The organism is Cryobacterium sp. TMT2-4 (assembly GCF_004402575.1).
GTDB lineage: Bacteria > Actinomycetota > Actinomycetes > Actinomycetales > Microbacteriaceae > Cryobacterium > Cryobacterium sandaracinum.
In genome coordinates, this window is the sequence record NZ_SOGE01000001.1 from 218476 (window position 1) to 242931 (window position 24456).

A 24456-nucleotide genomic window follows, 5' to 3' on the forward strand; every position below is an offset into this window, starting at 1 on the left:
TTGGATATGAGTTCGGTGAACGACAGTACGACTCCGCGCAGCCAGTTGAGGGTGGGGCGCCTGACCAAGGCGCACGGTCTCAAGGGCGCGATCAAGCTGGAATTGTTCACGGATGACCCGGGACGTCGTTTCGTCCCGGGCGCCGTGTTCACCCTGCAGGTGCCCACGGGTTCACCCTGGCACGGCAAGAAAATCGAGCTCGTCGAGCTCCGCTGGTACAACCAGCACGCGGTCGGCTTCTTCAAGGATGTCCCCGACCGTGAAGCGGCCGAAGCCCTCGCCAAGGCGATCCTCTGGATCGACCAAGACGACGCGGAACAGTCCGGCGAAGAAGACGCCTGGTACGACCACCAGTTGATCGGCCTCTCCGTCGTGCGCGACGGCGTCCAGATCGGAACCATCGCGCGGCTGGAGCACCTTCCCGCGCAGGACCTGTTGATCGTGAAGACCCCCGCCGCCGAGGTCATGATCCCATTCGTGAAGGCCATCGTGCCCTCCGTCGACATCGCGACCGGCATCGTCACCATCACCCCGCCTCCCGGCTTGCTCGAAGAGCTCCCGGAGGAACCGGACGACGACGATGACAACGTCGACAATAGTGACAACACCGCAGCCACGGCTGCCCCCGAAACTGAATCAGAACCCCAGGCCGAGGTTGACGGAGCCCCCGGCCGGAGCTGAAACACCTCCTCGGGGAGAGGCGCGCCGCGCCCGACCGGCTCCCCACCTCGTCACGACGCGGCAGACCTCTTATTGGAGCACCGTCGCATGTCGTACGTTAAACCGAGCCAACTCGTCGATGACATCACTCACTCCGGCATGCTTAAAACGCAACTGACCCTGGGGCAAATGGTGATGCGGGGTGCGCTTGCCGGGGCGATTCTCGGAGCGGCCACGACCGTCGCCTTAACCGCCACGGCCCAGACCGGGCTGCCGATCGTCGGGGCCGTGCTCTTCCCGGTCGGATTCGCGATGATCCTGCTATTGGGCCTCGAGCTGGTCACCGGTAGCTTCGCCCTTGTCCCGCTTGCGATCATGGAAAGGCGCACGACGGTCACCCGGGGACTCAGGAACTTCTTCGTGGTCATTCTCGCCCACCTCTTCGGGGCCGGACTGTACGCCTTCCTCTACACGACGTCGATCACTTACTTGGGCACGGACATGTCCGACCCGATGGTCCAGGCCATCATCGACCTCGCCGAGCACAAGGTGCTGCCCTACGAGGCGGTCGGTGCCGGCGGCATCCTTGTCGTGATCATCAAGGCCATGCTCTGCAACTGGATGGTCGCCATCGGCACCATCATGTTCTATACGTCCAAGTCCACGGGGGGCAAGATCCTCGCGATGTGGCTGCCGGTGACGACCTTCTTCAGCCTCGGCCTCGAGCACGCGATCGTCAACATGTTCGCGATCCCGGCCGGCATCATGCTCGGCGCCGACGTCACGGTCGGGCAGTGGTGGGTATGGAACCAGGCCCCGGTGCTCCTCGGCAACGTCCTGGGCGCCATCCTCTTCACCGCGCTGCCAATCTACTTCTCGCACCGTACCCATGTGAACCGCGCCCCGGCATCCGGTGAAGCAGTCGACGTCGACGCGGAGGTGGCCGCCGAGGCGACCGAGCCTGCCGAACCCACGCTCGTTCGCTCGTAGACTTCTCCCGTGCGTATCGACATCATCACGATCTTTCCGGAGTTCTTCTCCGTCCTCGACGTCTCCCTGGTCGGCAAGGCCCGGCAATCGGGGCTGATCGACCTTCGGGTGCACAACCTGCGCGACCACACCCACGACCGGCACCACTCCGTCGACGACACGCCCTACGGCGGCGGCGCCGGCATGGTGATGAAGCCGGAGCCATGGGGTGACGCGATCGACGCGATCCTCACCGACGTGCACCCGGGTGCCGAGCCGCCGGATGCGTCCGTCATGCCCGAAACGACGGCGACGGATGCCAGTCCGCTCCTGATCTTCCCGTCCCCGGCTGGGGATTTGTTCACGCAGGCCATGGCCCGGGAGTTGGCCGAGGAATCGAACCTCATCTTCGGCTGCGGACGCTACGAGGGCATCGACCAGCGGGTCTTCGACCACTTCGAGCAGGACGGCCGGGTGCGCTTGGTCAGTCTCGGCGACTACGTGCTCAACGGGGGAGAGGTGGCCGTGATGGCCATGATCGAGGCCGTCGGTCGTCTGATCCCGGGGGTCGTCGGCAACCCGGAAAGCCTTGTCGAGGAATCCCACGAGGACGGCCTCCTCGAATATCCGAGCTACACGAAGCCCGCGGCCTGGCGCGGCCTCGACGTTCCGTCGGTGTTGCTCAGTGGCAACCACGGCGCCGTCGCGGCGTGGCGGCGGGAGCAGCAATTCTTGCGCACGGCCCGGGTGCGCCCGGACCTTCTGCCGCCAGCGAACTGAGCTCGCCGGAGCAGATCGCCCGGGTAGTCTGATTCCGTGTTCGTACGCAGGTTCTTCTACTACTGGCAGTTCATTGCCGTCCTCGTGCTTCCGGCGTGGCTCCTGGTCGGCGCCTCCGTTTACGGCAGCGGCGGCTGGGACGTGGTCGGCAGCTTCTTCGGCGGCCTCGTGGTCGGTGTGGGCCTGCTCGCCGTGAGCCTGATCTTCTTCGCCCGCACCGAGGTGCGCAGCACCCGCATGGTGTCGTGGGCCGACGTGGGCATCCTCACGCTCTGGCACGCCCTGATCGTGGGCATGGGCTTTACCTACGGCGTCGCGCCGGGCCTCGCCGCGCTGGTGATCGTGGTCGGAATCGGCGCGTTCTGGTTCGCCATCTGGGAGCTGATCGCCGCCGCCCGCCGCAGCATGCGGGCCATGATGCTCCTGGTCGAGGAGACGGCGAGGGGCCCCGCGTTCCTGCCGACCGTGCCGCCCACGCTGCCGCCGACCGACGGTTTCAACCCCACGCCGGATCCCTCCGTCATCATCGTGCGCGAGCATCCACTCCGCCCGACCGGGGAGTCGTTCGAGAAGAAGGAATCCGGGAAGAAGCACGGTCAGGCGCCGGAGGCCTGACCTTCACCCAGCTTTTGCGGGCATGGTGCGTTTCGTGACATAATCATCGTTTGTGCCGTGGCAAGCCTCTGCCACAGGGGAGCTGCAACGTATCGGCACGAAACAAACTCATTCATTTGCTGATTCGCTCGCCTCGCGTGTCGGATCGCATAAGCCGTAGTCGTCCTGTGGCGGATACAGAGAGCGAACAGTATGCATATTCTCGACCAGGTGGATGCCCCATCCCTCCGCAAGGACATTCCGGCGTTCCGCGCCGGCGACACCGTCAAGGTCCACGTCAACATCGTTGAGGGCGCTCGCTCTCGTGTGCAGGTCTTCCAGGGAGTCGTCATCGGACGCTCCGGCGAAGGCGTGCGCGAAACGTTCTGCGTACGCAAGGTCAGCTTCCAGGTCGGCGTCGAGCGTACCTTCCCGGTGCACTCCCCGGTGATCGACCGCATCGAGGTCGTCACCCGTGGTGACGTGCGTCGCGCGAAGCTGTACTACCTGCGCAACCTGCGCGGCAAGAAGGCCAAGATCAAGGAGAAGCGCGACTAACACCCGTCGCAGTCGACTTCCAGCTTGCGCTGAATTCCCCCTGAGCTCCTCACCCGTACACTGGGTCAGGAGCTCAGGCGGTTTAATGACAGATAATTCTCTGCCCACGCGATCCAATCGCCAGGGAACAGAAACAAAGCGCAAGAAGCGCGGCGTTGCACTCTTTATACGTGACCTGCTGGTCATCTTCGTGGTGGCGCTGCTCATCTCGTTCCTGATCAAGACGTTCCTGGTGCGCTCGTTCTACATTCCCTCCGGGTCGATGGAGACCACCCTCCTGATCAACGACCGGATCATCGTGAACCAGCTCGAACCGAAACTGATCCCGGTCGAACGCGGCGACGTCGTCGTGTTCCGGGATCCGGGCGGCTGGCTGCTGCCGCAGGCGCCCCTCGAGCAGAACGCCGTCATCGCCGCCGTGGACTGGGTCATGGCCGCGGTGGGGCTGTCGGCGCCGGACAGCAACGACCACCTGATCAAACGCGTCATCGGGCTGCCGGGCGACCACGTCACCTGCTGCAACCCGCTCGGCCAGATGAGCGTCAACGACGTGCCTCTGTCCGAACCCTATGTGTCTCTGCCGACCGGGGAGACGAGCGTTTCGCAGGACGACTTCGACATCGTCGTGCCGGACGGCTCGCTCTGGGTGATGGGTGACAACCGCTACAACTCCAAGGACTCCCGCTACAACACCGAGACCCCCGGCAAGGGGTTCGTGCCCATCGACAACGTCGTCGGGCGCGCCCTCGTGATCAGCTGGCCGACCGCGCGCTGGTCTTGGCTCGACGACTACCCGGAGGTCTTCCAGGGCGTCCCCACGGAGACGAGGTAGGGAATGGTCGTGGATCCGACCCTCGACATCGAACGGGCGTTGCTGGCCGCCGGGGCGACCTGCGTGATCGGCGTCGACGAGGTCGGCCGCGGCGCCCTTGCCGGTCCGGTGGGGGTAGGTGTGGCCGTCGTCAACGCCTCAGCTTCGGCCTTCCCGGCCGGTTTGCGCGACTCCAAGATGCTCAGTGAACCCCGGCGCGGGCTCCTTGCGCCGCTGGCTGTCGCCTGGGCGCTGCACTCAGCGGTCGGCCTCGCGACGCCGCTGGAGGTCGACCGACTGGGCATCATCGCCGCGCTCGGCCTGGCCGGCAAGCGGGCCCTCGCGCAGCTGTTCGCGGCCGGGGTCGACATCACCGGCGCCGTGGTGCTTTTGGACGGCAACGACGACTGGCTGAACAGGGCACTGAGCACTCCGCTCAACGTGGTGACCCGCGTGCGGGCCGACCAGGACTGCGCGTCGGTGGCCGCGGCATCCGTGATCGCGAAGGTGCACCGCGACGCTCTGATGATCGAGGCGGATGCCGTGACGCCCGGCTACGAGTGGGCCGGCAACAAGGGCTACGGCAGCCCCGCCCACATGGCGGCGATCGCCCTGCTCGGACCCACTCTGCTGCATCGCAAATCCTGGCTGAAGATCACAGCGTAGGATTGAGGAACCATGGAAGAAGATGAATTCGAGGACTACGACCGCGAGGTCGAGCTGGCCCTGTACCGCGAGTACCGAGACGTTGTGGGGCAGTTTCAGTACGTCGTCGAGACCGAACGACGCTTCTATCTCGCGAACGAGGTCGAGCTGGTGCGCCGTGACACGGAGCACGACTTCTACTTCGAATTGACCATGAAAGATGTCTGGGTCTGGGACGTCTACCGTTCCGACCGGTTCGTGAAGTCGGTGCGGGTGCTGACCTTCAAAGACGTCAACGTCGAGGAACTCGCGTCCAAGGAGTTCGAACTGCCGAAGGAACTCGCGCTCGACGAGTAGCACAACGAAGACTCAGGCCTGGGGGTCTGCACACTCGGCGCAACGATGCGGTCGAGAACGAAGGGTATGTCTTTTGCTTCAGGAATCTGATCGCGCTCTGGCCTCGTGGATCAACCGGGAGGCACTCGCTGAAGAGATGATCCCCTTGATCGGCCGTCTGTATCGGGAAAATCACGTCGTCACGAGCGTGCACGGCCGGGGACTGGTCAACCAGTCGGTGATCGGACTGCTCAAGGCGCACCGCTTCGCGCGCCACATCGACGATGTGGAACTGCCCCTGGAGGAGACCCTGCCGCTGCTGCAGACCCTTAGCACCCTCCGGCTCGGGACCGCGTCGATCGACCTCGGCCGGCTGGCCATGACCTACAAACTCGAGGGTGCCGGGCGCGGCCGGGAGGAATTCCTCCGGGCCGAGCTGGCGGATGTCGTCGACCGGCAGGGTGACTTCGTCACCGCGGGCACGGATGTCGTGCTGTACGGCTTCGGCCGGATCGGACGTCTCCTCGCGCGCATCCTGATCGACCACGCCGGCGGGGGACAGGGATTGCGCCTGCGGGCCATCGTGGTGCGCCGCGGGTCGGACAACGACATCGTCAAGCGGGCGAGCCTGCTGCGCCGCGACTCGGTGCACGGACCATTCGAGGGCACCATCACCGTCGACCCGGTGGGCAACACGATCCTCGCCAACGGCACGCTGATTCAGGTCATCTACTCGAGCGACCCGGCCACCGTCGACTACACCCGATACGGCATCCAGAACGCTGTCGTGGTCGACAACACGGGACGCTGGCGCGACGCCGACGGACTCCGCCAGCACTTGGCCTGCCCGGGTGTCGCCCGGGTGCTGCTCACGGCTCCGGGCAAGGGCGCGCTGAAGAACATCGTGCACGGCATCAACCACGACGCCATCACCGCGGACGACACCATCATCACGGCGGCATCCTGCACCACCAACGCGATCACGCCCGTGCTCAAGGCCGTGAACGACCGCTTCGGTATCCGGGAAGGCCATGTGGAGACGGTGCACTCGTTCACCAACGACCAGAACCTGATCGACAACTTCCATTCGGGCGACCGCCGCGGGCGCAGCGCCGCCCTGAACATGGTGATCACCGAGACAGGGGCCGCGAAGGCCGTCGCCAAGGCGCTGCCCGAGCTGGCCGGCAAGCTCACCGGCAACGCCATCCGGGTGCCCACGCCCGACGTGTCGATGGCGATCCTCAACCTCACCCTCACGCAGGGCACCACCAAGGACGAGCTCAACACCTACCTGCGCACCATGTCGCTGCACTCCGAGTTGCACAAGCAGATCGACTACATCGACTCGCCCGAGGTGGTCTCCAGCGACTTCCTCGGCTCCCGCCGGGCCGGCATCGTCGACGGCCTGGCCACCATCTGCACCGACACGAAGGCCGTGCTGTACGTCTGGTACGACAACGAATACGGGTACAGCTGCCAGGTCATCCGGGTGCTCGAGGAGATGGCGGGCGTGCATCCGCCGGTGTTCCCGAAGGTGTTGATCGAGCCGGTCGCCCTGGTCTGAGTCACCGAGCGGCGTTGGCCCGGGTTCGGGTCAGCGCGGCCGGGGCTCGCAGATCACGACCGGGATATCACGGCCGGTTTTCTGCTGGTAGCCGTCGTAGCCCCGATAGGCAGCCACGATCTGCGGCCACAGCTCGGCTTTTTCCGCGGGGGACGCGGTTCGCGCCCGCAGCTTCAGGGTGGTGCCGCGCACGGTCAGCTCGACGTCGGGGTTCGCTACCAGGTTGAGATACCACTGCGGGTGGCGGTCGTCGCCGCCCTTCGAGGCGATCAGCACGAAGCGTTGGTGCCCGTGCACGGGGGCGGTGAGCATGGTCGTGCGACGCTTGCCGCTGGAGCGGCCGATGGTGTGCAGCTCGACCGCCGGCATCGACCCGAACGAGGCGAGCAGGCGCCCGCCGGAGGCCGTCAGCACCGCGCGGTGCAGCACGCTCATCGTCTTCATCTGCAGATCCGTCAGCCGATTACGCAGTCCCATGCCTCCAGCCTACGAGGTGAACAGGGGCGACCGACGGATGTCCCGGCGTCTTCTGCCCCGCTACAGCGGTAGCGCCCCGGCAATGTCCACCAGCGCGGCCTCCAAGTTGACGCCCCAGGTCTCCAGCAGCGCGAACAGCACGCCGTAGCCCGCATAGGCGGTGACCGGGATCAGCAGCAGCCACTCCCGCAGGGAGCCGGCGTTGCCCAGCACCGGCACGGACAGGTAGCCGCCCGATGACCACAGATTCTCGAGCACCGGCACCTGGCACCACCATCTGGGCGGTTTCGGGATCCACGGCCAGAACAGGGGCAGCCCGCCGGTGGTGAGCAGGTCGCCCAGAAGGTGCACGCCGTAGCCCAGTGTGAAGCAGATCACGAACCACGAGTGCTGCTCCGGGGCGAAAACGGCGATGAAAGCCGCCACGGCGAAGCCGATCGCCCAGGCCAGCCCCCACGACTGCTTCGAGAGGCCGAGCACCTTGGCCGCAAACGCGATCGCCGCGGCGCTCATCAGGGCCGGGCCGACGCGCACCGGTTCCGTGGCCCAGACGGGCTCCCAGAGCACCAGACCGATCACGGTGGCGAGCAGCCACGCCGAGAACAGGCCGAGCAGGCTGTGCAGGCCGTGCCGGTGGCCGCCGGAGGCCCGGGAGATCCCCGTGGTGACGAGCCGGCCGAGCACGGGGACGGATTGCGAGATGGTGGCCGAGTTGTGGTCGGCGTCGGCGAGGAGGGCCGCCCCGGCGCAGAGCAGCGAGCCGGCGATCGTGCCGACGGGCGTCACAGGAAAGAGCCCGAGGCCGTGCCCGGCGGTCGCCGTGACGGCGATCCAGGCGGCGGCGCCGGTCATGGCATGGTGTGCACCCATCATGAGAGGGGGTCCTAACTGGTCCAAGTCTGATTCAGGCCGTCGGGGGCATGCCGAGCCTCGACTAAGCCGGTTCACCAGTTCCCGTTCAACTGTAGGTGGCTTCCGCTCCCCGCCCGTGCCGGCCGGCACTAGCGTGGGGGCATGAGCACACCGGTTCCGTCCGCGCCCGCCGCGGCATCCGTCGTCGTGGAGCAGGCGCTGGCCCTGGCCCCGCTGATCGACGGCCACAACGACTGGGCGTGGGAGTGCCGGCAGAGCCGCGACTACTCCGTGGAGGGTCTCGGGGGCGGTCTGTCCACCGACACCGACATCGCCAGGCTGCGGGCAGGGCAGGTCGGAGCGCAGTTCTGGTCGGTCTACGTCAGCGACGACCTTACAGGCGCCGACGCCGTGCAGGGCACGCTTGAGCAGATCGACTGGGTCTACCGCCTCGCCGCGCGCTACCCCGACGACTTCGGCATCGCGCGCAGTGCCGCCGACGTGGAGGCCGCCCGAGCGATCGGGCGCATCGCCTCCCTGCTCGGCGCCGAGGGCGGACACAGCCTCAACGACTCCCCGGCCGCGCTGCGCATGTTCGCCCGGCTGGGCGTGCGCTACCTCACCCTCACCCACGTGCACAACACGACCTGGGCCGACTCGGGCACCGATGAACCCGAGCACGGTGGCCTCACACCCCGCGGCGTCGACTACGTGCACGAACTCAACCGGCTGGGCATGCTGGTCGACCTCTCGCACGTCTCCCCGGCCACGGCGCACGCGGCGTTGGACGCGTCCGACTCGCCCGTCATCTTCAGTCACAGCTCCTGCCGGGCCCTCAGCGACCACCCCCGCAATGTGCCCGACGACGTGCTGTGCCGACTGGCCGCCAACGGCGGGGTGCTCATGCTCACCTTCGTGCCCCAATTCCTGTCCGAGGACTACTCGGTCTGGTTCGAGGGCGACCGGGCCGGGCCGGCGCCGGTCGTGACGCTGACGGATGTCGCCGACCACGTCGAACACGCCCGCCGCGTCGCCGGAATGGCCCACATCGGCCTCGGAGGCGACTTCGACGGCACCGACGAGTTCCCTGCCGGCCTCGAAGGCGTCGACGGTTACCCGGCGCTGCTGTCCGAGTTGGCCCGGCGCGACTGGTCGGCCGCCGACCTCGCGGCTCTTGCCGGCGCCAACGTGCTGCGGGTGTTGCGCGAGACGGATGCCGCGTTCGCGGCCGCCGGACACGCGGCATCCGGCGCCTCGGTGCCCCGGTTGGTGCGCTGAGCATGCCGGGCCGGCGTGTTCCGCCAACCCTGCCGGTGCCCGGCTCCGAATCAGTGTCATGACCCCTCGACGACGCCCTGCCTTCTGGATCACCGTGTGGATCGCCGCCGCCGTGCTGCTCGCGGGGGCGGTGGCCCTGGCAATGCTCGCCCAGAGCGGCGTCCTGGGCCGCGGCCTGGGCGAGGCCGACCCGGGTCCCGCGGCCCGCGGCCCCGGCGAGACCGTGGTCGCCTTCTACGGCGACTCCTACACGCGCGGCACCGGCGGCTCGGCTGCGGACAAACGTTGGTCGACCATCGTCTCGGCCGAGCGCGACTGGACCGAGGTCAACCCGAGCCGCAACGGCCTCGGCTTCGTGAACCAGCGGCGGGGGGATGATCTGATCGACCAGGTCATCGCTGCCAGGCCGGACATCGTGATCAGCACCATGGGGCTCAACGACAACTTCTCGATGCCGTCCCGCGCCGACGAGATCGAGGCGGCGATCACCCGCGACTTCGAGACGATCCGGGCGGCCCTGCCAGAGGCGCGCCTCATCGTCGTGGAGCCGTTCTGGTACACCGAGGAGCGCCCGGACTCCGTGGAGCAGATCATCGGCTGGGTTCAGGCGGCCGCGCTCGGCGCCGACGCAGACTACATCTCCGGCGCCTCCTACTGGCTCGACGGGCACCCCGAGTGGATGGCCGACGACGGCCTGCACCCCAATGACGCCGGCTACGCAGCCCTCGCCGAGCGGATGGACGCGGCGCTCGCCGCGCTGGGGCTGTAGCTCGCCGCGCTGGGGCTGTAGCTGAGGGAGTCCTGATCGATTGGTTGTATCGCTCCCGCTACGGCAGAGCTGATTGCACCGCGTGGACGCTGGTCAGCACAGACGGACCGCCGTGCCGGCGTCGAATTCGTTCGGGACGGTGGTGCTGAAGGCCGGGCCGGGGGGTGGTCCTCCCCAGACGCGGCCGCGCCGCCGACCGCACAGCTTCTCGACCCCGCGAGCGCCGGGAGCGCCTACCCGGCACGCTGGGGGCGGAGGTGCTCGTGGCACGCAAAGACGAACTGGGCAGGCAGGGCGAGGAGTGCGCCGCCCTCTTCCTCGCCGCCGCCGGCTACCGGGTCGTGGAGCGCAACTGGCGCTGCGGGCAGGGTGAGATCGACCTGGTCGCCGAGCTCGGGGGAGAGGTCGTCTTCGTCGAGGTGAAGACGCGTTCGGGAACCCGCTTCGGGCATCCGTTCGAGGCCATCACTGTCGCCAAGCTCGCCCGGCTGCGTCGCCTCGCGGCGGCGTGGTGCGAACAGGCGGATGCCCGGCCCGCCCGCATCCGTGTCGACGCCATCGCCGTGATCATCCGTCCCGGCACCGAGCCCGTGATCGAGCACCTGACGGGCGTGTTCTGATGGGGCTCGCCCGCACGCATGCGGTGGCCCTGGCCGGGATGACCGGGGCACTAGTCGAGGTGGAGGCCGACATCTCCGGGCAGCTGCCGGGTATCATCCTGATCGGGCTGCCCGATGCGGCCCTGTCGGAGGCCACCGAGCGGGTGCGGGCTGCGGCGAAGAACTCGGGCTGTCCGCTCACCCGCAACAAGCTCACCATCAACCTCTCCCCGGCGTCGTTGCCGAAGCACGGGTCGGGCTTCGACCTGGCCATCGCGCTGGCCTGCCTCGGGGCCGACCAGGTGGTCTCGGCCGCGTCGGTGGGCCGGGTGGTGCACATCGGCGAGCTGGCCCTCGACGGACGGCTGCGGCCGACGCCGGGCATGCTCCCGGCGGTGATCGCGGCCTCCCGGCTTGGCCACGGCACGGTGATGGTGCCCGCCGGCAACGTCGATGAGGCGTCCCTCGTGCCGGGCGTGCGGGTGATCGGTGTCGCCTCCCTGCGGGACGCCGCCATCTGGCATGGCGCCGAACTCGAACCGATCCCGGTTGACCCCATCCTCGTTCCCGGCGACGCCGCGGCGGAGACGGCCGAACCCGACCTGGTCGACATCATCGGCAATGACGATGCGATCCTGGCGTTGCAGATCGCGGCGGCCGGCGGTCACCACGTCTTCATGGTGGGGCCGCCCGGCGCCGGCAAGACCATGCTGGCGGCCCGGCTGCCCGGACTGCTGCCCGACCTCGACGCTGAGGCCTCCCTCGAGGTCAGCTCCATGCGGTCGCTCAGCGGCCGCGCCGTCGGGCGCGCCCTGATCACCCGCCCGCCGCTTGAGGCCCCGCACCACACGGCGACGGCGGCGGCCATGGTCGGCGGAGGCAGCGGGCAGGTCCGGCCTGGCGCGGCGGCGCGCGCCTCGCACGGGGTGCTCTTCCTCGATGAGGCTCCCGAATTCGCCTCGGCGGTGCTCGACGCGCTCCGGCAGCCGCTGGAATCCGGGGTGATCAGCATTCACCGCGCCAACGCGGTCGCTCACTTCCCGGCCCGCTTCCAGCTGGTGATGGCGGCCAACCCGTGCCCCTGCGGGCAGTACGGCGCCCCTGACCTGGACTGCACCTGCCCGCCGAGCTCCCGGCGACGGTACTTGGCGCGCATTTCGGGACCGCTGCTGGACCGTATCGACATTCAGCTGCGGGTGCAGCGCATCACTGCCGCCCAGCTGAGGCTGGCCACCGAGACGCCCCGACTGGCGAGCGCCGTCGCCCGCGGACGGGTGATCGAGGCCCGAGCCGCCGCGGCCCAGCGCCTCGCCGGCACGCCGTGGACGCTGAACTCCGATGTGCCCGGCCCCTGGCTGCGCGGCCCCCAGGCCCGGCTGGGCAGAGCGGCCACGGCCATCCTTGACCGGGCGCTTGAACGCGGAGGCATCACCATGCGCGGATATGACCGAGTACTGCGGGTGGCCTGGTCCATCGCCGACCTCGAGGGCGTGTCCCGGCCCGGCATTGAACAGGTAGGGCAGGCCTTGTACCTGCGGAAGGGAATGACGTCATGATGCTGTTTGGGCTGGAGGAATCCACGGTGGTTGCGCTGACCGGGGGCGTGCGGGCATCCGCCGGGTCTGGCCCGACAGATGCCGCGGCCGCCGCCGATGTGTTCGCGCGCGCCGCGTGGACCGGCATCTCGGAGCCGGGCGACGGCGCCGCCGGACTGCTCGTGCAGGGGCTGGGGGCCGGGCCGGCACTCAGTGCCGTCATCGACCTGTGGACCGGGGCCCGGCTCGCGGGCGCGCTGGCCGCAACGGGGTTGCCACTGACCGACGACCTGCAGGCCCTACTGGAGCAGGCCCTGCAACGCTGGCGGCCGCGGTTATCCTCGGCCGAGGTGATCCGTTCCCTGCAGCAGGCGGCGCGCGCGTCCGCCGGGCTCCTGGTGCCCACTGATGCACATTGGCCGAGAGGCGTCGACGACCTGGCAGTCCACGCGCCGATCGCACTCTGGTGGCGGGGCATCCCGACCGCTCTGACGGCGCTGTCCAACTCGATCGCCCTGGTGGGTGCCCGCGCGGCCACCGGCTACGGCGAGCATGTGACGATGGAGGCCTCCGCCGGGCTCGTCGACCGCGGCTTCCTCATCGTCTCCGGGGCGGCGTACGGCATTGACGGCATGGCGCACCGGGCGGCACTGGCCAGCTCGGGGCTGACCGTCGCTTTCCTCGCCGGGGGAGTGGACCGCTACTATCCGAGCGGCCACGACGCCCTGCTGAGCCGCATCGCCACGATGGGGGCGATCATTTCCGAACTGCCCTGCGGGGCCGCGCCCACCAAGTGGAGGTTCCTGCAACGCAACCGGTTGATCGCCGCTGCCAGCGCGGCCACGGTCGTGCTCGAGGCCGGCTGGCGCTCGGGTTCGCTCAACACTGCCGGGCATGCCGCCGCTCTCGGCCGGCCGCTCGGGGCCGTTCCGGGCCCGGTGACCTCGCCGACGTCGGCCGGCTGCCATCGGCTGATCCGCGAGTATGACGCCGTTTGCGTCAGCACAGCCGCGGAAATGGCCGAACTGGTGGGCGAACGGATGCTGGGCCTCACCCTCGACCTGCCGCCCGCCGATGGAGACACGGCCGGGTTCGGCGGCCGCACGAGCGAGCAGGTGCGCGTGTTCGACGCTCTGAGCACGCGGGCGGCGCGCAGCGTGACCGACATCGCCCGTCGGGCCGGACTGTCGATGTCAACGGTGCAGGGGTCCCTCGGCGCCCTCGACCTGGAGGGGGTGGTTCGGGAGAAGGAGACCGGCTGGGTGCGCGGCCGGTAACGGTTCGCCGTTCACCCGACCACCCCCCTGGTCGTCCCCGTCCTTTCGGCGTACGAGCACGTCGACCGTGGCCCCGTCGTTGTCATCCATGATCACTGGAAGACTCCTGATCACTGGACGATCGTGACGATGACGGAGGCGCTCACAAGCCCCGAAGCTTCCGCCGTGAACGTGTACAGGCCCGCTTGATTGCCTTGGTAACTGACCTGGCAGCCACTGAACGTAGCAACACCGTTGAGAGAAGTCCTGGTTGTCGCCGCGCACGACAGCGTGCCGGATCTGTTGGACGGTGGACTCGCAGAGAGCGTGACGCTTACAGCGGCGTTCGCTGTGTTGCCGAAGGCATCCTGGATCGTGATTTCCGGCTGAGGCACGAAGAAGTCGTTCCTCTTATGGCTCTTCTGAGGGAATGTTCCGGTGAAAGCGAGTTTTGACGCGGCCCCGGCCGAGATCGTGGTGGTGTTGCTCGTGGCCGTGATGGGGCCTGCCACGACGGCCGTCAGTGTGTAGGCGCCGGCCTTGTCGATCCGACAACCGGTGAAGGTCGTGACGCCGGCGGTGCTGGCGGAAGCACACGCGGACAGGGTGGCCCCGACGGGTGTGTTGGTGAGGCTCAATGTCACGGCTGCGGTGCTGTTCGTGACGGTGTTGCCACCGGCATCCTGCACCGTGACAACCGGTTGGGTGGAGAAGGCACTCTGACTGATGGCGGTGCTGGTCGGGAAGGCGATGGCTAGTTTCGCTACGGAGCCGACCGATATGGTGAGGCTGCTGGACTCGGCCGTCCAGGTCCCTGAGGCCGCCGTGAGTGTGTAGCTGCCGGGTTTGTCGATCCGGCAACCGGTGAAGGCCGCGACACCGGACGCGGCCGCGAGCGGGTTGCCTGAGGTGCAGGACAGCGCGGCGCCTGCCTGGGTCGTGAAGCTGAGGCTGATGGGGGCAGTGCTGGTGGTGACGGCGTTTCCGAACGCATCCTGCACGGCAATGACAGATTGGGTTGAGAACGGGGTTCCGCCGCTACTGCTATTGGCGGGCTATGCGGTGAAGGCGAGTCTCTCAGGGGGCCCGGCGGTGACGTTGATGCCGTTGCTCGTGGCGTCGGCGAGCCCGGCCGAGCTGGCGGTGAGCGTGTAGCTGCCGGCCTTGTCGATCTGGCAGCCGGCGAAGGCGGCGATGCCTGAGACGGCAGTCCGGGCGTTCGCGGCGCAGGTCAGGCTGGCCCCGGCGGGTGAGGTGAGGCCGAGGCTGATTGTTGCGGTGCTGCCGGTGATGGAGAAGTCAACGGCAGGTTGGGTGAAGGACAGTTTCTTCGCGGAGCCCACGGAAACGGTCAGGGCGGTGCTCGTGGCGGCGGTCAGGGCACCGGAGGCCGCGGTGAGCGTATAGGTGCCAGCCCTGTCGATGGCGCAGCCGGTGAAGACCGCGACACCGGATGCTGCCGCCAGCGGGTTGGTTGGGCACGTGAGCCTGGCGTCGGCGGGCGACCCGGTGATTGCCAGTGTGACCGGGCTGGTACTGGTGGGCACGGTGTCTCCGGCGGCATTCTGGATCGCGACGCTGGGCTGGGCAGTGAAGACGGCGCCGCTGGTCGCGTCGGACGGTTGGGCCTGGAACGCGACTTTCGTCGGATTCGAAATCGTCACGCTGCCACTGGGGGCGCTCGCCGCGGTCCAGCCGTTGTAGACGGCGGTGACCGTGTAGGTATAGTCGCCGGTCAGAACGAGCAGGTCGTCGCAAAACGCGGTGGCCACGATGATGGTCGGGCTGGTGCCGCAGGCCGGGGTCGGCGTGCCGGTGCCGGTCTTGGTGCGGGCGGCGCAGGAGCCGGTCGGCGCGGGCGTGCCGACGGATGCCGTCCAGCGCAGGCTCGCGGTGCCGGCGCTCGTCGCGGGAACGAGCACGTCGGTGGGCGGAAGCAGCGTGCCGAGGGCTGCCGAGCCGGAGCCGAACCCGGGGGCGGTGTAATACGCGGAGGCGCCACCGGTTACGGACACGACCAACACGGCAAGGGTCACGGCGGCGGTGAGGCCGAAGAATGAGAGGCGGGTGTTTCCGGATGCGGAACGGTGGGCACGGAGGGAAGTCACGTCAACCTCTCACAGCTGTCGAGCAAGCATGAATGTTCAGGGACTCGGATGTACCAAAATGAAAATCGCACAGGTGGGCAGGCTCGGAGAGAGCCTGCCCACCTGTGATCGAGCTAGTTGGACTTGAGCGTCAGCGTGACGGTGGCGCCCTTGCAGGCGTCCTGGTCGTCAGCGGTGTCAAGGAACATGAGCGTCGAGGCTCCCGTGATGGTCACATCGACGGCGGTCTGGCTCCTGGGTGTGCCCATCACGCGCGTGTCGGAGACGACGGACGGGGCGATCGTGAAGTTGTCGGCGAAGACACACCCCGGGGCGTCGGTGCTGCCGGTCTGGGAGATGGTTGCGACCTTGAGGCTGGACGTGCCCGCATTTTTTGCAATGTACGTCACCGGCACGGAGGCGCCCGGGGTCAGACCGTCGGCCAGGTGGGCGCTCAGCACCAGCGAGCCGTTGGACTTGGCGTTGGCCGCCGCACCGGTGCCGGAGCCGGTCGTCGACCAGTAGGCGTACGCTCCGCCTCCGCCGACCAGGAGCATCGCGGCCGCGACGAGCGCGATGCTCCTCACCCGCAGCTGCTTGGCGGTGCCGGCGGTTGCCTCGGGTGTGGTCTTTTTGGTCATGTGATGCCCTTCTATCAATTTCGGGTCTCGACAGTCCTCATCTGTGAGGACACGTGCTGAAAGCTAGGGCGGTCTCGTGTGCGCCGTTAGGTCGGATGAGCCCACAGAACGGGGCTGCGGGCCCCCCCCCAATAGTGGGTTCGCGCGAATCCCAGCGAAGGGTGAATTTGCGCGACGACAGGCCGACGTCGGGGGCAGGCCGTAGTCTGGGCGGCACCCACGAAAGGTGAGTCATGTCAGCCGTGCAACTGGGCCAGTACCCTCCAGCCACCCACCTCATCGCGCATATCAGCGACACCCACTTCCTCGGCGGAGGTCGAGCGCTCTACGGCGCGGTCGACACCGACACCACCGTGTACCAGGCGATGGCACAGTTGGAGCGGTCCGGTCTCCGGCCCGACGCGCTGCTCTTCACCGGTGACATCGCCGACCGCGGTGAAGCCGCTGCGTACCGCCGGGTGCGTGACATTGTCGAGGCCGCGGCCGAACGGATGGGCGCCCCCGTCATCTGGGTGATGGGGAACCACGACAAGCGCGAGGCCTTCCGCACCGAGCTGCTCCGGGAAAAAGGATCCTCGGCGCCGATCGACCGGGTATTCGACATCGGGGGAGTGCGCATCATCGCACTGGACACGAGTGTTCCGGGCTATCACCACGGCGACCTGTCCGGCGCGCAGTTAGCGTGGCTGGCCGAGGTGCTCAGCGAGCCTGCTCCGCACGGCTCCCTGCTGGCGCTTCATCATCCGCCCGTGCCTACGATGTTGCCGCTGATGTCCATCCTCGAGCTGCGGGGGCAGCCCCGACTGGCCGAGGTGGTGGCCGGCAGCGATATCAGGGCGATCCTGGGCGGACACCTGCACTACGCGACGACCGGACTCTTCGCGGGTATCCCGGTGTCGGTCGCCGCAGCGACCTGCTACACGATCGATCCGACCGCGCCGCAGGGGGCGCTCAGCGGTCTGCAGGGTGGGCAATCGATCAACCTCGTGCACGTCTACGACGACCAGATCGTGCACTCGCATGTGGCTCTCGGCGAGTTTCCGGCAGCGACCGGCTTCGATGCGGCCTTCCTCGACCGGATGGAGGCGCTTACGCCCGACGAGCGCACCGAGGCCTTCTCGCGGCAGGTCTGACCGAGGTGACTATGCCTGAGTCCGTTCGCATACCACCGCCGGTTCCCGCGCCGGTGCACCTCCTCGATGCGTCTGTCGACGACTTCGTGGTCTACCTGGCCGTTGAGCGCGGCTTCTCCGTGCACACCGTGCGCGCCTACCGCACCGACCTGGCGGGACTGATCGCCTTCGCCGAAACTCGTAGCGTCATCGACCCGGCGGCGCTGAGCCTCGATCTGCTCCGCGATTGGCTGTGGGTCGGAACCCAGTCGGGGCTGGCGCGGGCGACCATTGCCCGGCGGTCGGCCTCCGCCCGCAGCTTCACGGCCTGGCTGGCACGCACCGGCGGCAGCGCAACCGACCCCGCCGTGCGGCTGCGCTCGCCGAAACCCGGCAGACCACTGCCCCGAGTGATCAACCACACCCAAATGCAGGAGCTACTCACCCACCTGGAACTTCGTGCCGCCGGTCCCGACCCGGCGGCGCTGCGCGACCTCGCGATAGTGGAACTGCTCTATGCGTCGGGGTTGCGGGTCTCGGAGCTCGTTGGCCTCGACGTCACCGACGTCGATCTGCACCGACTCACCGTGCGGGTCACCGGCAAGGGTTCCAAGGAACGCGTCGTTCCCTTCGGCGTGCCGGCCCAGCACGCGATCCTCGCCTATCTCGAACGGGGCCGCCTTCGGCTCGTTGAGACCGCAGCGCCCGCCGAGACCGCAGCCCCCGCCGAGACCGCAGCCCCCGCCGAGACCGCAGCCCCCGCCGGGACCGTGGGGCCCGCTGCCGAGAACCGCGCGCACGCAGCGAAAACCGCTGCCGAGAACGCCGCGACGCCGGTGAGCGCGCTGTTCCTTGGTGCGCGCCGCCAGCGCCTCGGCGTGCGGGCGGTCTACCGGCTGGTCGCCACTCTGCTCGCCGATGTGCCCGGCAACGGGCCGGCCGGCCCGCACGCCCTCCGCCACACGGCGGCCACCCACCTGCTCGACGGCGGAGCCGACCTCCGGGCCGTGCAGGAGCTGCTCGGCCACTCCAGCCTCGGCACCACCCAGATCTACACTCATGTCTCGGCCGAACGCCTCAAACAGAGCTACCGCACCGCGCACCCGCGCGCCTGACTCCCCGGCGACGGGTTCCGGGACTGCTCCGCGACTACCTCGCGGCTGCCGGCCCCTCAGCTGTCTCCTCTCAGGAGCAGTGCCGGCAGCAGCACCGCGTGAGGAACTCCGACCAGATACAGCAGTGGTGACACATAGCCACCGTTCAACCGGGTGCCAAGATGCAGGCACTGCCCAGCGCAGTGCCCGCCGTCGGCAACCTGGCCGACGGGCTGCCCTGCCGCGACCCGGTCACCGACCGCGACACTGGCCGACACCGGCTCGATGCTGGATACCAGGCCGTCGGCATGTTCGATCGAGAGTACGGGGCGGTCGACCACGACCCCGGCGAACGAGACGATACCCTCGGCCGGTGCAACCACCTCCCGGCCGGCCTCGGCCGACAGGTCCAGACCTCGATGGCCCGGCGCATACTGGGTGGCCGGCGCCAGGAAACCCCGGAGCAACGGATGCGGCGGAGCCAGCGGCCAGTGCCAGGTGCCGGAGGTGGCCGTCTCCGCGGCCGTCTCCGTGACCGAAGCCGCCCCGGGTAATGTCACACCCGCCGAGTCGCTCCGCACCATGGACAGGCAGGACAGCGGCAGCAGCGCGGCCGCGATGAGCAGACGGAAGGCATTCATGCCACCACCGTGCGGCCTCCGTCCCGCCCTAAACCGGCGAGGGCGGTATCCGTGACCGGATCCCGTACCACCCCGCCTGGGGAGGGACGCCCGCACGTGCTGGCGCGCGCACGGGGTACCCCCGTGGGTGCTAACCTTTGAGGAGCAGCGCTTGCGTGCTGACTACGCGTGCCCATTCGGCCTCCAGACCCACTCGGTCCTCGTTTCTTTCAGATGCGAGGCGGTTCTGTGCCGGGCACCAGGAGTGGTGATCATCCGATCACGACACAAACCGATTGGCGTTCGTCTGCATCGCAGCGCGCGCCGGACAAGGAGAACGGCTCATGGCCGTCGTAACCATCCGCCAGCTGCTCGACAGCGGCGTGCACTTCGGGCACCAGACCCGCCGTTGGAACCCGAAGATGAAGCGCTTCATCTTCACGGAGCGCTCCGGCATCTACATCATCGACCTGCAGCAGTCGCTCGGGTTTGTCGACAAGGCCTACGACTTCGTCAAGGAGACGGTTGCCCACGGCGGCACCATCCTCTTCGTCGGAACGAAGAAGCAGGCGCAGGAATCGATCGCCGAACAGGCCATCCGCGTGGGCCAGCCCTACGTCAACCAGCGCTGGCTCGGCGGCCTCCTCACCAACTTCCAGACCGTTTCCAAGCGTCTGGCCCGCATGAAAGAGCTTGAAGAGCTCGACTTCGAGGACACCGCCAAGAGCGGTTTCACGAAGAAGGAAATGCTCATCAAGAAGCGCGAGCTCGTCAAGCTGCACAAGAGCCTCGGCGGCATCCGCAACCTCACGAAGACGCCGTCGGCGCTGTGGGTTGTGGACACCAACAAGGAGCACCTCGCCATTGACGAAGCCCGCAAGCTCGGCATCCCCGTCATCGCGATCCTCGACACCAACTGCGACCCGGACGACGTCCAGTACCCGATCCCGGGCAACGACGACGCCATTCGTTCCGTCGGCCTGCTGACCCGCATCATCGCGGACGCTGCGGCCGAGGGCCTCATCCAGCGCCACGCCAAGCCGGAGGCTGAAATCGAGCCTCTCGCCGCGTGGGAAGCCGAACTCCTGGCCGCTCCTGCCGAGAACGCCCCGGCAGCTGACGAAGCCGTCGCCGTCTCCGACGAGACCGCAGAGGCCGTCGTGGCCGCGCCGGTTGCCGACGAGGAAGCCGCCGCAGCCCCAGCCGCAGAAGCCGAAGCCGCAGCCGTTGTTGCAGCCGACGCTCCCGCCGAAGAAACCAAGTAAGGACCAAGCATGGCAAGCATCAGCCTCGCAGACGTCAAAGCGCTGCGCGAGCGCCTCGGTACCGGCATGGTCGACACCAAGAACGCCCTCGTTGAAGCCGAAGGCGACATGGAAAAGGCCGTCGAAATCCTTCGAATGAAGGGTGCGAAGGGTAACGCCAAACGCGCCGATCGTTCCACCTCCGAGGGACTCGTCGCTGCCAAGGAAATCGGCAACACCGCCACCCTGATCGAACTCGCCTGCGAGACCGACTTCGTCGCCAAGGGCGATAAGTTCGTTGCACTAGCCGAGAAGGTCTTGGACGCGGTCGCCGCTGCCGCGGCCACCACGGTCGAGGAAGGCCTGGCCGCTCCGGTCGACGGTCAGACCGTCGGCCAGCTCATCGACGGCGAGGCCGCGATCATTGGCGAGAAGTTCGAACTTCGCCGCGTCGCATCCGTCGCGGGTGAGAAGTTCGCGATCTACCTGCACAAGACCAGCAAGGACCTGCCCCCGCAGGTCGGCGTTGTTCTGGGTTACTCCGGAGGTGACGCGGAGACCGCGCGCAGCGTGGCTCAGCACATCTCCTTCGCGAACCCCGAGTACCTCGCTCGCGAAGACGTTCCCTCCGACCTCGTTGAGGCCGAACGCCGGATCGTCACCGAGATCTCGAAGAACGAGGGCAAGCCGGAGGCTGCACTGCCCAAGATTGTCGAGGGTCGCGTCACCGCGTACTTCAAGCAGGTTGCACTCCTCGAACAGGATTATGCCAAGGACAACAAGCTGTCCGTCAGCAAGGTCCTGGCTGACGCCGGACTGACCGTCTCGGGCTTCGCCCGATTCAAGGTCGGCGCGTAACCGGTCGTTTGATCGTAGTGAAGGAGATCGGGTTGCAGTCGCAATCCGGTCTCCTTCTGTGTGTGGGCACCCACCAGCCCACCCAGTAGTTTTAGAACACCGCCGGAACACGGCACGGCGCAACACAACACAACCCAACCCAACCCAAGGCAACACTGCACGGCACAGCACGGCACAGAGCATCACGAGGGAAGAAGCGCACAGAATGTCAGATACGGTCAAGAAGCGCAGGGTCCTCCTCAAACTTTCCGGCGAAGCCTTCGGGGCAGGCAGCCTGGGCGTCAATCCCGACGTCATCAGCGCCCTCGCCCGCGAGATCGCCGAGGCGGCCAAGACGGTGGAAATCGCCATCGTCGTCGGCGGCGGCAACTTCTTCCGCGGCGCCGAATTGTCGCAGCGTGGAATGGACCGCGGCCGTGCCGACTACATGGGCATGCTCGGCACCGTGATGAACGCCCTTGCCCTCCAGGACTTCCTCGAGCAGGCCGGATCCGAGACACGGGTGCAGTCCGCGATCGCAATGACCCAGGTCGCCGAGCCGTACATCCCTCGTCGCGCGGAACGCCACCTCGAAAAGGGCCGCGTGGTCATCTTCGGCGCGGGCGCCGGGCTGCCCTATTTCTCCACCGATACGGTTGCGGCCCAGCGTGCCCTGGAAATCGATGCGGACATCGTGCTCGTCGCCAAGAACGGCGTCGACGGGATTTACTCCGACGACCCGCGCACCAACCCGGACGCGCACAAGATCGACCACATCACCTACCAGGAGGCACTGCAGCGCGGCCTCAAGGTCGTCGACTCGACGGCCTTCAGCCTCTGCATGGACAACGGAATGCCCATGCAGGTGTTCGGCATGGCCCCGCACGGCAACGTGACGGCTGCCATTCTCGGCGCCGATCTGGGAACCCTTGTCTCCAACTAAGCTTGACAACGCCATCGAAGAAGGAGTCATCGTGATCACGGATGTTCTGTCCGACGCCACCGCCCGCATGCACAAGGCCGTGGAAGCTGCCAAAGACGACTTCGCGACCGTGAGAACCGGTCGTGCGAACCCGCAGATGTTCGCCAAGATCCTGGTGAACTACTACGGCACACCGACGCCACTGGAACAGCTCGCCTCGCTGCAGAACCAGGAGGCCCGCACGCTCCTGATCGGGCCGTACGACAAGGGAGCCCTGCGAGACATTGAGCAGGCCATTCGCGACACTCCGAACCTGGGCGCCAACCTCGGAAACGACGGCAACGTCATCCGGGCCACGCTGCCGGAGCTGACCGCGGACCGCCGCAAGGAATACGTCAAGATCGTGCGCACCAAGGCCGAAGATGCCAAGGTGTCGGTGCGCAACCTGCGCCGCAAGGCCAAGGACGACCTCGACGCCCTCAAGAGTGAAGTGGGAGACGACGACGTGGCCCGCGGCGAGAAAGAACTCGAACACATCACCAAGACCCACGTGGATGCCATCGACGACGCCCTCAAGCGCAAAGAAGCAGAACTCCTCGAGATCTAAGGACGATCCAGCCTCATGACGGACGAATCAGGCGATTCCGGAGAACGCGAAGGGCTGCGCGCCAAGCGCGAGCATGGTGTCAGTCGCGCCGAGTTCAGGGCCCAGATGCAGTCGAAGAAGGCCGATCTCGAACGTCAAATGCTGGCGACCCGGGCGCAGCTGGATGCGACTCAGGAACGTATCCAGGCGCGCACCGGGCGCAACCTGATCCTGGCAACCCTGATCGGGCTCGCGCTTGGCTTGTTCATGCTGTTCAGCCTCATCTTCATCAAAGACCTGTTCATGGTCTGCGCGATCGCGTTCGTGGGCTTCACGGCCTTCGAGCTCGCTCAGGCTCTCCGTCTCGCCGGACGTAACGTGCCGCGCGTACCGGTCGTCCTGGCATCCGTGGGTGTCGTGCCTGCCGCGTTCTACCTCGGCGCGGCGGGCCAGTGGCTGGGCACGCTCGCCGGCATTGGGTTGATCGCCCTGTGGCGGCTGGCTTTTCTCGTCCGGCGCGCCCACCGCGCTCCCTCCCGGGAGGTGCTCGGCGACATCGGTGGTGGCTTCCTGATCCAGGCCTACGTCGTCTTTCTCGGCAGCTTTTCTGTGCTCCTGGTCGCCCAGCCCGACGGGCAGTGGTGGACCCTCGCCTTCCTGCTGCTGGTCATCTCCGCCGACACCGCGGCGTACGCCGCCGGCCTCAGCTTCGGCAAGCACCGCATGGTCCCCTCAATCAGCCCGAAGAAGACCTGGGAAGGGTTCGCTGGCGCCGGCGTCGCCTGTATCGGGATCGGCGTGCTGCTGGCAGTGTTCATGCTCGACCAGCCCTGGTGGTTCGGCCTCGTCTTCGGTGTGGTCATCTTGTTCACCGCGACCTTCGGCGACCTGGCCGAATCCCTGATCAAGCGTGACCTCGGCATCAAGGACATGAGCTCCTGGCTGCCTGGTCACGGCGGTCTCCTCGACCGGTTGGATTCGATCCTGCCGTCGGCCGCAGCCGCGTACGCCCTCTACCTGATTTTCGCTTAGCGGCCTCGGTTTAGTCAGGCGCGCGGCAGTGAGGCAGAATGTTCCGGTGACCTCCACCTTCCCTCGGACCGGCAAGAAGACGCTCGGCTACAGCGCTCCGCAGGTGGAGGAGTTCCTCGCTGTCGCCCGAAAAGCGTATGACGCCACCGACGACAGCGTCGGGTTGACCGCCGAAGACATCCGTCACACCGCGTTCAGCATGCACAAGGGCGGATATTCGCCTGCGCACGTGGATGCGGCCCTCGAGCGTCTCGAAGACGCCTTCGCGACGCGCGACCGGGACCGTGCGGCGCAGGCGCAGGGCACCGAGGCGTGGCTCGCCGAGGTGCATGACCTCGCTCAGGTGCTCGTGAACCGGCTCAGCCGGAAGGACGGACACCGCTTCCACCGGGTGAGCGTTCTCAGCGTCGGCTACAGCCGGGCGGATGTCGACCGGTTCTCCCACAAGCTCGTCCGGTACTTCGAAGACGGGCTCCCCATAACGGTGGAAGATGTGCGCTGCGCCGTGTTCCGGCCCCAGCGCGGCGGTTACCGGGAAGCCCAGGTCGACGTTGTGCTGGACAGCGTCGTCGATGTGATCCTGGCCGTCCGTTGAGTT

At 67.6% G+C, this 24456-nt stretch carries 28 protein-coding genes; 22 read left to right on the forward strand and 6 right to left on the reverse strand.

The annotated features are described in order from the left end of the window. Window positions 1–6: 6 nt before the first annotated feature. The 9 genes from rimM (at window position 7) to E3O54_RS01155 (ending at window position 6917) form a co-directional block, all read left to right on the forward strand. Window positions 7–681 (forward strand): ribosome maturation factor RimM, encoded by a 675-nt coding sequence (rimM, locus tag E3O54_RS01115; protein ID WP_104103111.1) that lies wholly within the window; start codon window positions 7–9, stop codon window positions 679–681. Window positions 682–768: 87 nt separating this feature from the next. After that, complete coding sequence (locus E3O54_RS01120) at window positions 769–1650, forward strand: formate/nitrite transporter family protein (protein WP_134343031.1); 882 nt, start codon at window positions 769–771, stop codon at window positions 1648–1650. A 9-nt stretch (window positions 1651–1659) separates the two neighbouring features. Next, window positions 1660–2409: a tRNA (guanosine(37)-N1)-methyltransferase TrmD gene (trmD, locus tag E3O54_RS01125; protein ID WP_104103117.1), complete on the forward strand. Its 750-nt coding sequence runs from the start codon at window positions 1660–1662 to the stop codon at window positions 2407–2409. A 36-nt stretch (window positions 2410–2445) separates the two neighbouring features. After that, window positions 2446–3024: an MFS transporter gene (locus E3O54_RS01130; protein WP_134400754.1), complete on the forward strand. Its 579-nt coding sequence runs from the start codon at window positions 2446–2448 to the stop codon at window positions 3022–3024. A 192-nt stretch (window positions 3025–3216) separates the two neighbouring features. Beyond that, on the forward strand, window positions 3217–3561 hold the full coding sequence (gene rplS / locus E3O54_RS01135; protein ID WP_104195167.1) for a 50S ribosomal protein L19: 345 nt from the start codon (window positions 3217–3219) through the stop codon (window positions 3559–3561). A gap of 85 nt (window positions 3562–3646) precedes the next feature. After that, window positions 3647–4393: a signal peptidase I gene (lepB, locus tag E3O54_RS01140; RefSeq protein ID WP_104103128.1), complete on the forward strand. Its 747-nt coding sequence runs from the start codon at window positions 3647–3649 to the stop codon at window positions 4391–4393. A 3-nt stretch (window positions 4394–4396) separates the two neighbouring features. Continuing rightward, the gene (locus E3O54_RS01145) at window positions 4397–5038 is read left to right on the forward strand and encodes a ribonuclease HII (RefSeq protein WP_134400755.1); all 642 of its coding nucleotides are present in this window, start codon (window positions 4397–4399) and stop codon (window positions 5036–5038) included. 12 nt (window positions 5039–5050) lie between these two features. Then, window positions 5051–5374, forward strand: coding sequence for a DUF2469 family protein (locus tag E3O54_RS01150; RefSeq protein WP_066596196.1), 324 nt, complete (start codon window positions 5051–5053; stop codon window positions 5372–5374). A gap of 73 nt (window positions 5375–5447) precedes the next feature. Next, entirely contained in the window at window positions 5448–6917 is a 1470-nt protein-coding gene (locus tag E3O54_RS01155; RefSeq protein ID WP_134374264.1) for a glyceraldehyde-3-phosphate dehydrogenase, read from the forward strand. 30 nt (window positions 6918–6947) lie between these two features. On the opposite strand, the gene E3O54_RS01160 is transcribed toward E3O54_RS01155, so the two are convergent. Both E3O54_RS01160 and E3O54_RS01165 read right to left on the reverse strand, forming a co-directional pair. Continuing rightward, window positions 6948–7394, reverse strand: a complete 447-nt coding sequence (locus E3O54_RS01160) for a nitroreductase family deazaflavin-dependent oxidoreductase (RefSeq protein WP_104103135.1) — start codon at window positions 7392–7394, stop codon at window positions 6948–6950. Between the two features lie 60 nt (window positions 7395–7454). Further along, entirely contained in the window at window positions 7455–8267 is an 813-nt protein-coding gene (locus E3O54_RS01165; RefSeq protein WP_134400756.1) for a metal-dependent hydrolase, read from the reverse strand. Between the two features lie 141 nt (window positions 8268–8408). Here E3O54_RS01165 and E3O54_RS01170 point away from each other — a divergent pair, with 141 nt between their 5' ends. The 5 genes from E3O54_RS01170 (at window position 8409) to dprA (ending at window position 13704) form a co-directional block, all read left to right on the forward strand. After that, the gene (locus E3O54_RS01170; RefSeq protein ID WP_104103141.1) at window positions 8409–9524 is read left to right on the forward strand and encodes a dipeptidase; all 1116 of its coding nucleotides are present in this window, start codon (window positions 8409–8411) and stop codon (window positions 9522–9524) included. 58 nt (window positions 9525–9582) lie between these two features. After that, a complete protein-coding gene (locus E3O54_RS01175) occupies window positions 9583–10293 on the forward strand; it encodes an SGNH/GDSL hydrolase family protein (RefSeq protein WP_104103143.1) in 711 nt (236 codons plus the stop codon). A gap of 263 nt (window positions 10294–10556) precedes the next feature. Further along, window positions 10557–10913 carry a YraN family protein gene (locus tag E3O54_RS01180; RefSeq protein WP_104103537.1) on the forward strand — a complete coding sequence of 119 codons (357 nt, stop codon included), beginning with the start codon at window positions 10557–10559 and terminating at the stop codon, window positions 10911–10913. After that, a complete protein-coding gene (locus E3O54_RS01185; protein WP_134343034.1) occupies window positions 10913–12448 on the forward strand; it encodes a YifB family Mg chelatase-like AAA ATPase in 1536 nt (511 codons plus the stop codon). The genes E3O54_RS01180 and E3O54_RS01185 overlap by 1 nt, the downstream gene beginning before the upstream one ends. After that, window positions 12445–13704: a DNA-processing protein DprA gene (dprA, locus tag E3O54_RS01190; protein WP_134400757.1), complete on the forward strand. Its 1260-nt coding sequence runs from the start codon at window positions 12445–12447 to the stop codon at window positions 13702–13704. The genes E3O54_RS01185 and dprA overlap by 4 nt, the downstream gene beginning before the upstream one ends. 110 nt (window positions 13705–13814) lie before the next feature. Here dprA and E3O54_RS01195 read toward each other — a convergent pair whose 3' ends face one another. From E3O54_RS01195 to E3O54_RS01205, 3 genes are all read right to left on the reverse strand, one after another. Further along, complete coding sequence (locus E3O54_RS01195) at window positions 13815–14684, reverse strand: hypothetical protein (RefSeq protein ID WP_134400758.1); 870 nt, start codon at window positions 14682–14684, stop codon at window positions 13815–13817. 54 nt (window positions 14685–14738) lie between these two features. Next, the gene (locus tag E3O54_RS01200; protein ID WP_134400759.1) at window positions 14739–15791 is read right to left on the reverse strand and encodes a hypothetical protein; all 1053 of its coding nucleotides are present in this window, start codon (window positions 15789–15791) and stop codon (window positions 14739–14741) included. 113 nt (window positions 15792–15904) lie between these two features. After that, on the reverse strand, window positions 15905–16411 hold the full coding sequence (locus tag E3O54_RS01205; protein WP_134400760.1) for a hypothetical protein: 507 nt from the start codon (window positions 16409–16411) through the stop codon (window positions 15905–15907). A gap of 233 nt (window positions 16412–16644) precedes the next feature. On the opposite strand from E3O54_RS01205, the gene E3O54_RS01210 reads away from it, so the two are divergent. Next, the gene (locus E3O54_RS01210; RefSeq protein WP_104103158.1) at window positions 16645–17544 is read left to right on the forward strand and encodes a phosphodiesterase; all 900 of its coding nucleotides are present in this window, start codon (window positions 16645–16647) and stop codon (window positions 17542–17544) included. Window positions 17545–17555: 11 nt separating this feature from the next. Further along, entirely contained in the window at window positions 17556–18638 is a 1083-nt protein-coding gene (locus E3O54_RS01215) for a tyrosine recombinase XerC (RefSeq protein ID WP_134400761.1), read from the forward strand. A gap of 56 nt (window positions 18639–18694) precedes the next feature. Here the strand turns inward: E3O54_RS01215 and E3O54_RS01220 are convergent, their stop codons facing one another. Further along, window positions 18695–19258, reverse strand: coding sequence for a M23 family metallopeptidase (locus tag E3O54_RS01220; RefSeq protein ID WP_134400762.1), 564 nt, complete (start codon window positions 19256–19258; stop codon window positions 18695–18697). A 323-nt stretch (window positions 19259–19581) separates the two neighbouring features. On the opposite strand from E3O54_RS01220, the gene rpsB reads away from it, so the two are divergent. The 6 genes from rpsB to E3O54_RS01250 all read left to right on the forward strand — a co-directional run bounded on the left by rpsB (window position 19582) and on the right by E3O54_RS01250 (window position 24453). Continuing rightward, window positions 19582–20502 (forward strand): 30S ribosomal protein S2, encoded by a 921-nt coding sequence (rpsB, locus tag E3O54_RS01225; protein WP_104103167.1) that lies wholly within the window; start codon window positions 19582–19584, stop codon window positions 20500–20502. Between the two features lie 9 nt (window positions 20503–20511). After that, a complete protein-coding gene (gene tsf, locus E3O54_RS01230) occupies window positions 20512–21339 on the forward strand; it encodes a translation elongation factor Ts (protein ID WP_134343040.1) in 828 nt (275 codons plus the stop codon). 205 nt (window positions 21340–21544) lie between these two features. Further along, window positions 21545–22261 (forward strand): UMP kinase, encoded by a 717-nt coding sequence (gene pyrH / locus E3O54_RS01235; RefSeq protein ID WP_104103173.1) that lies wholly within the window; start codon window positions 21545–21547, stop codon window positions 22259–22261. A 31-nt stretch (window positions 22262–22292) separates the two neighbouring features. After that, complete coding sequence (frr, locus tag E3O54_RS01240; RefSeq protein WP_104103176.1) at window positions 22293–22847, forward strand: ribosome recycling factor; 555 nt, start codon at window positions 22293–22295, stop codon at window positions 22845–22847. A 15-nt stretch (window positions 22848–22862) separates the two neighbouring features. After that, a complete protein-coding gene (locus E3O54_RS01245) occupies window positions 22863–23858 on the forward strand; it encodes a phosphatidate cytidylyltransferase (RefSeq protein WP_233191535.1) in 996 nt (331 codons plus the stop codon). Window positions 23859–23904: 46 nt separating this feature from the next. Further along, window positions 23905–24453, forward strand: a complete 549-nt coding sequence (locus tag E3O54_RS01250; protein ID WP_104103179.1) for a DivIVA domain-containing protein — start codon at window positions 23905–23907, stop codon at window positions 24451–24453. Window positions 24454–24456 lie beyond the last annotated feature (3 nt).

What these genes read in the sequence shown, in the direction of transcription:
- rimM (WP_104103111.1), top strand. Translation starts at nt 7, where the DNA reads ATGAGTTCGGTGAACGACAGTACGACTCCGCGCAGCCAGTTGAGGGTG.
- E3O54_RS01120 (WP_134343031.1), top strand. Translation starts at nt 769, where the DNA reads ATGTCGTACGTTAAACCGAGCCAACTCGTCGATGACATCACTCACTCC.
- rplS (WP_104195167.1), top strand. Translation starts at nt 3,217, where the DNA reads ATGCATATTCTCGACCAGGTGGATGCCCCATCCCTCCGCAAGGACATT.
- lepB (WP_104103128.1), top strand. Translation starts at nt 3,647, where the DNA reads ATGACAGATAATTCTCTGCCCACGCGATCCAATCGCCAGGGAACAGAA.
- E3O54_RS01145 (WP_134400755.1), top strand. Translation starts at nt 4,397, where the DNA reads ATGGTCGTGGATCCGACCCTCGACATCGAACGGGCGTTGCTGGCCGCC.
- E3O54_RS01150 (WP_066596196.1), top strand. Translation starts at nt 5,051, where the DNA reads ATGGAAGAAGATGAATTCGAGGACTACGACCGCGAGGTCGAGCTGGCC.
- E3O54_RS01160 (WP_104103135.1), bottom strand. Translation starts at nt 7,394, where the DNA reads ATGGGACTGCGTAATCGGCTGACGGATCTGCAGATGAAGACGATGAGC.
- E3O54_RS01165 (WP_134400756.1), bottom strand. Translation starts at nt 8,267, where the DNA reads ATGATGGGTGCACACCATGCCATGACCGGCGCCGCCGCCTGGATCGCC.
- E3O54_RS01170 (WP_104103141.1), top strand. Translation starts at nt 8,409, where the DNA reads ATGAGCACACCGGTTCCGTCCGCGCCCGCCGCGGCATCCGTCGTCGTG.
- E3O54_RS01175 (WP_104103143.1), top strand. Translation starts at nt 9,583, where the DNA reads ATGACCCCTCGACGACGCCCTGCCTTCTGGATCACCGTGTGGATCGCC.
- E3O54_RS01185 (WP_134343034.1), top strand. Translation starts at nt 10,913, where the DNA reads ATGGGGCTCGCCCGCACGCATGCGGTGGCCCTGGCCGGGATGACCGGG.
- dprA (WP_134400757.1), top strand. Translation starts at nt 12,445, where the DNA reads ATGATGCTGTTTGGGCTGGAGGAATCCACGGTGGTTGCGCTGACCGGG.
- E3O54_RS01205 (WP_134400760.1), bottom strand. Translation starts at nt 16,411, where the DNA reads ATGACCAAAAAGACCACACCCGAGGCAACCGCCGGCACCGCCAAGCAG.
- E3O54_RS01210 (WP_104103158.1), top strand. Translation starts at nt 16,645, where the DNA reads ATGTCAGCCGTGCAACTGGGCCAGTACCCTCCAGCCACCCACCTCATC.
- E3O54_RS01215 (WP_134400761.1), top strand. Translation starts at nt 17,556, where the DNA reads ATGCCTGAGTCCGTTCGCATACCACCGCCGGTTCCCGCGCCGGTGCAC.
- E3O54_RS01220 (WP_134400762.1), bottom strand. Translation starts at nt 19,258, where the DNA reads ATGAATGCCTTCCGTCTGCTCATCGCGGCCGCGCTGCTGCCGCTGTCC.
- rpsB (WP_104103167.1), top strand. Translation starts at nt 19,582, where the DNA reads ATGGCCGTCGTAACCATCCGCCAGCTGCTCGACAGCGGCGTGCACTTC.
- tsf (WP_134343040.1), top strand. Translation starts at nt 20,512, where the DNA reads ATGGCAAGCATCAGCCTCGCAGACGTCAAAGCGCTGCGCGAGCGCCTC.
- pyrH (WP_104103173.1), top strand. Translation starts at nt 21,545, where the DNA reads ATGTCAGATACGGTCAAGAAGCGCAGGGTCCTCCTCAAACTTTCCGGC.
- E3O54_RS01245 (WP_233191535.1), top strand. Translation starts at nt 22,863, where the DNA reads ATGACGGACGAATCAGGCGATTCCGGAGAACGCGAAGGGCTGCGCGCC.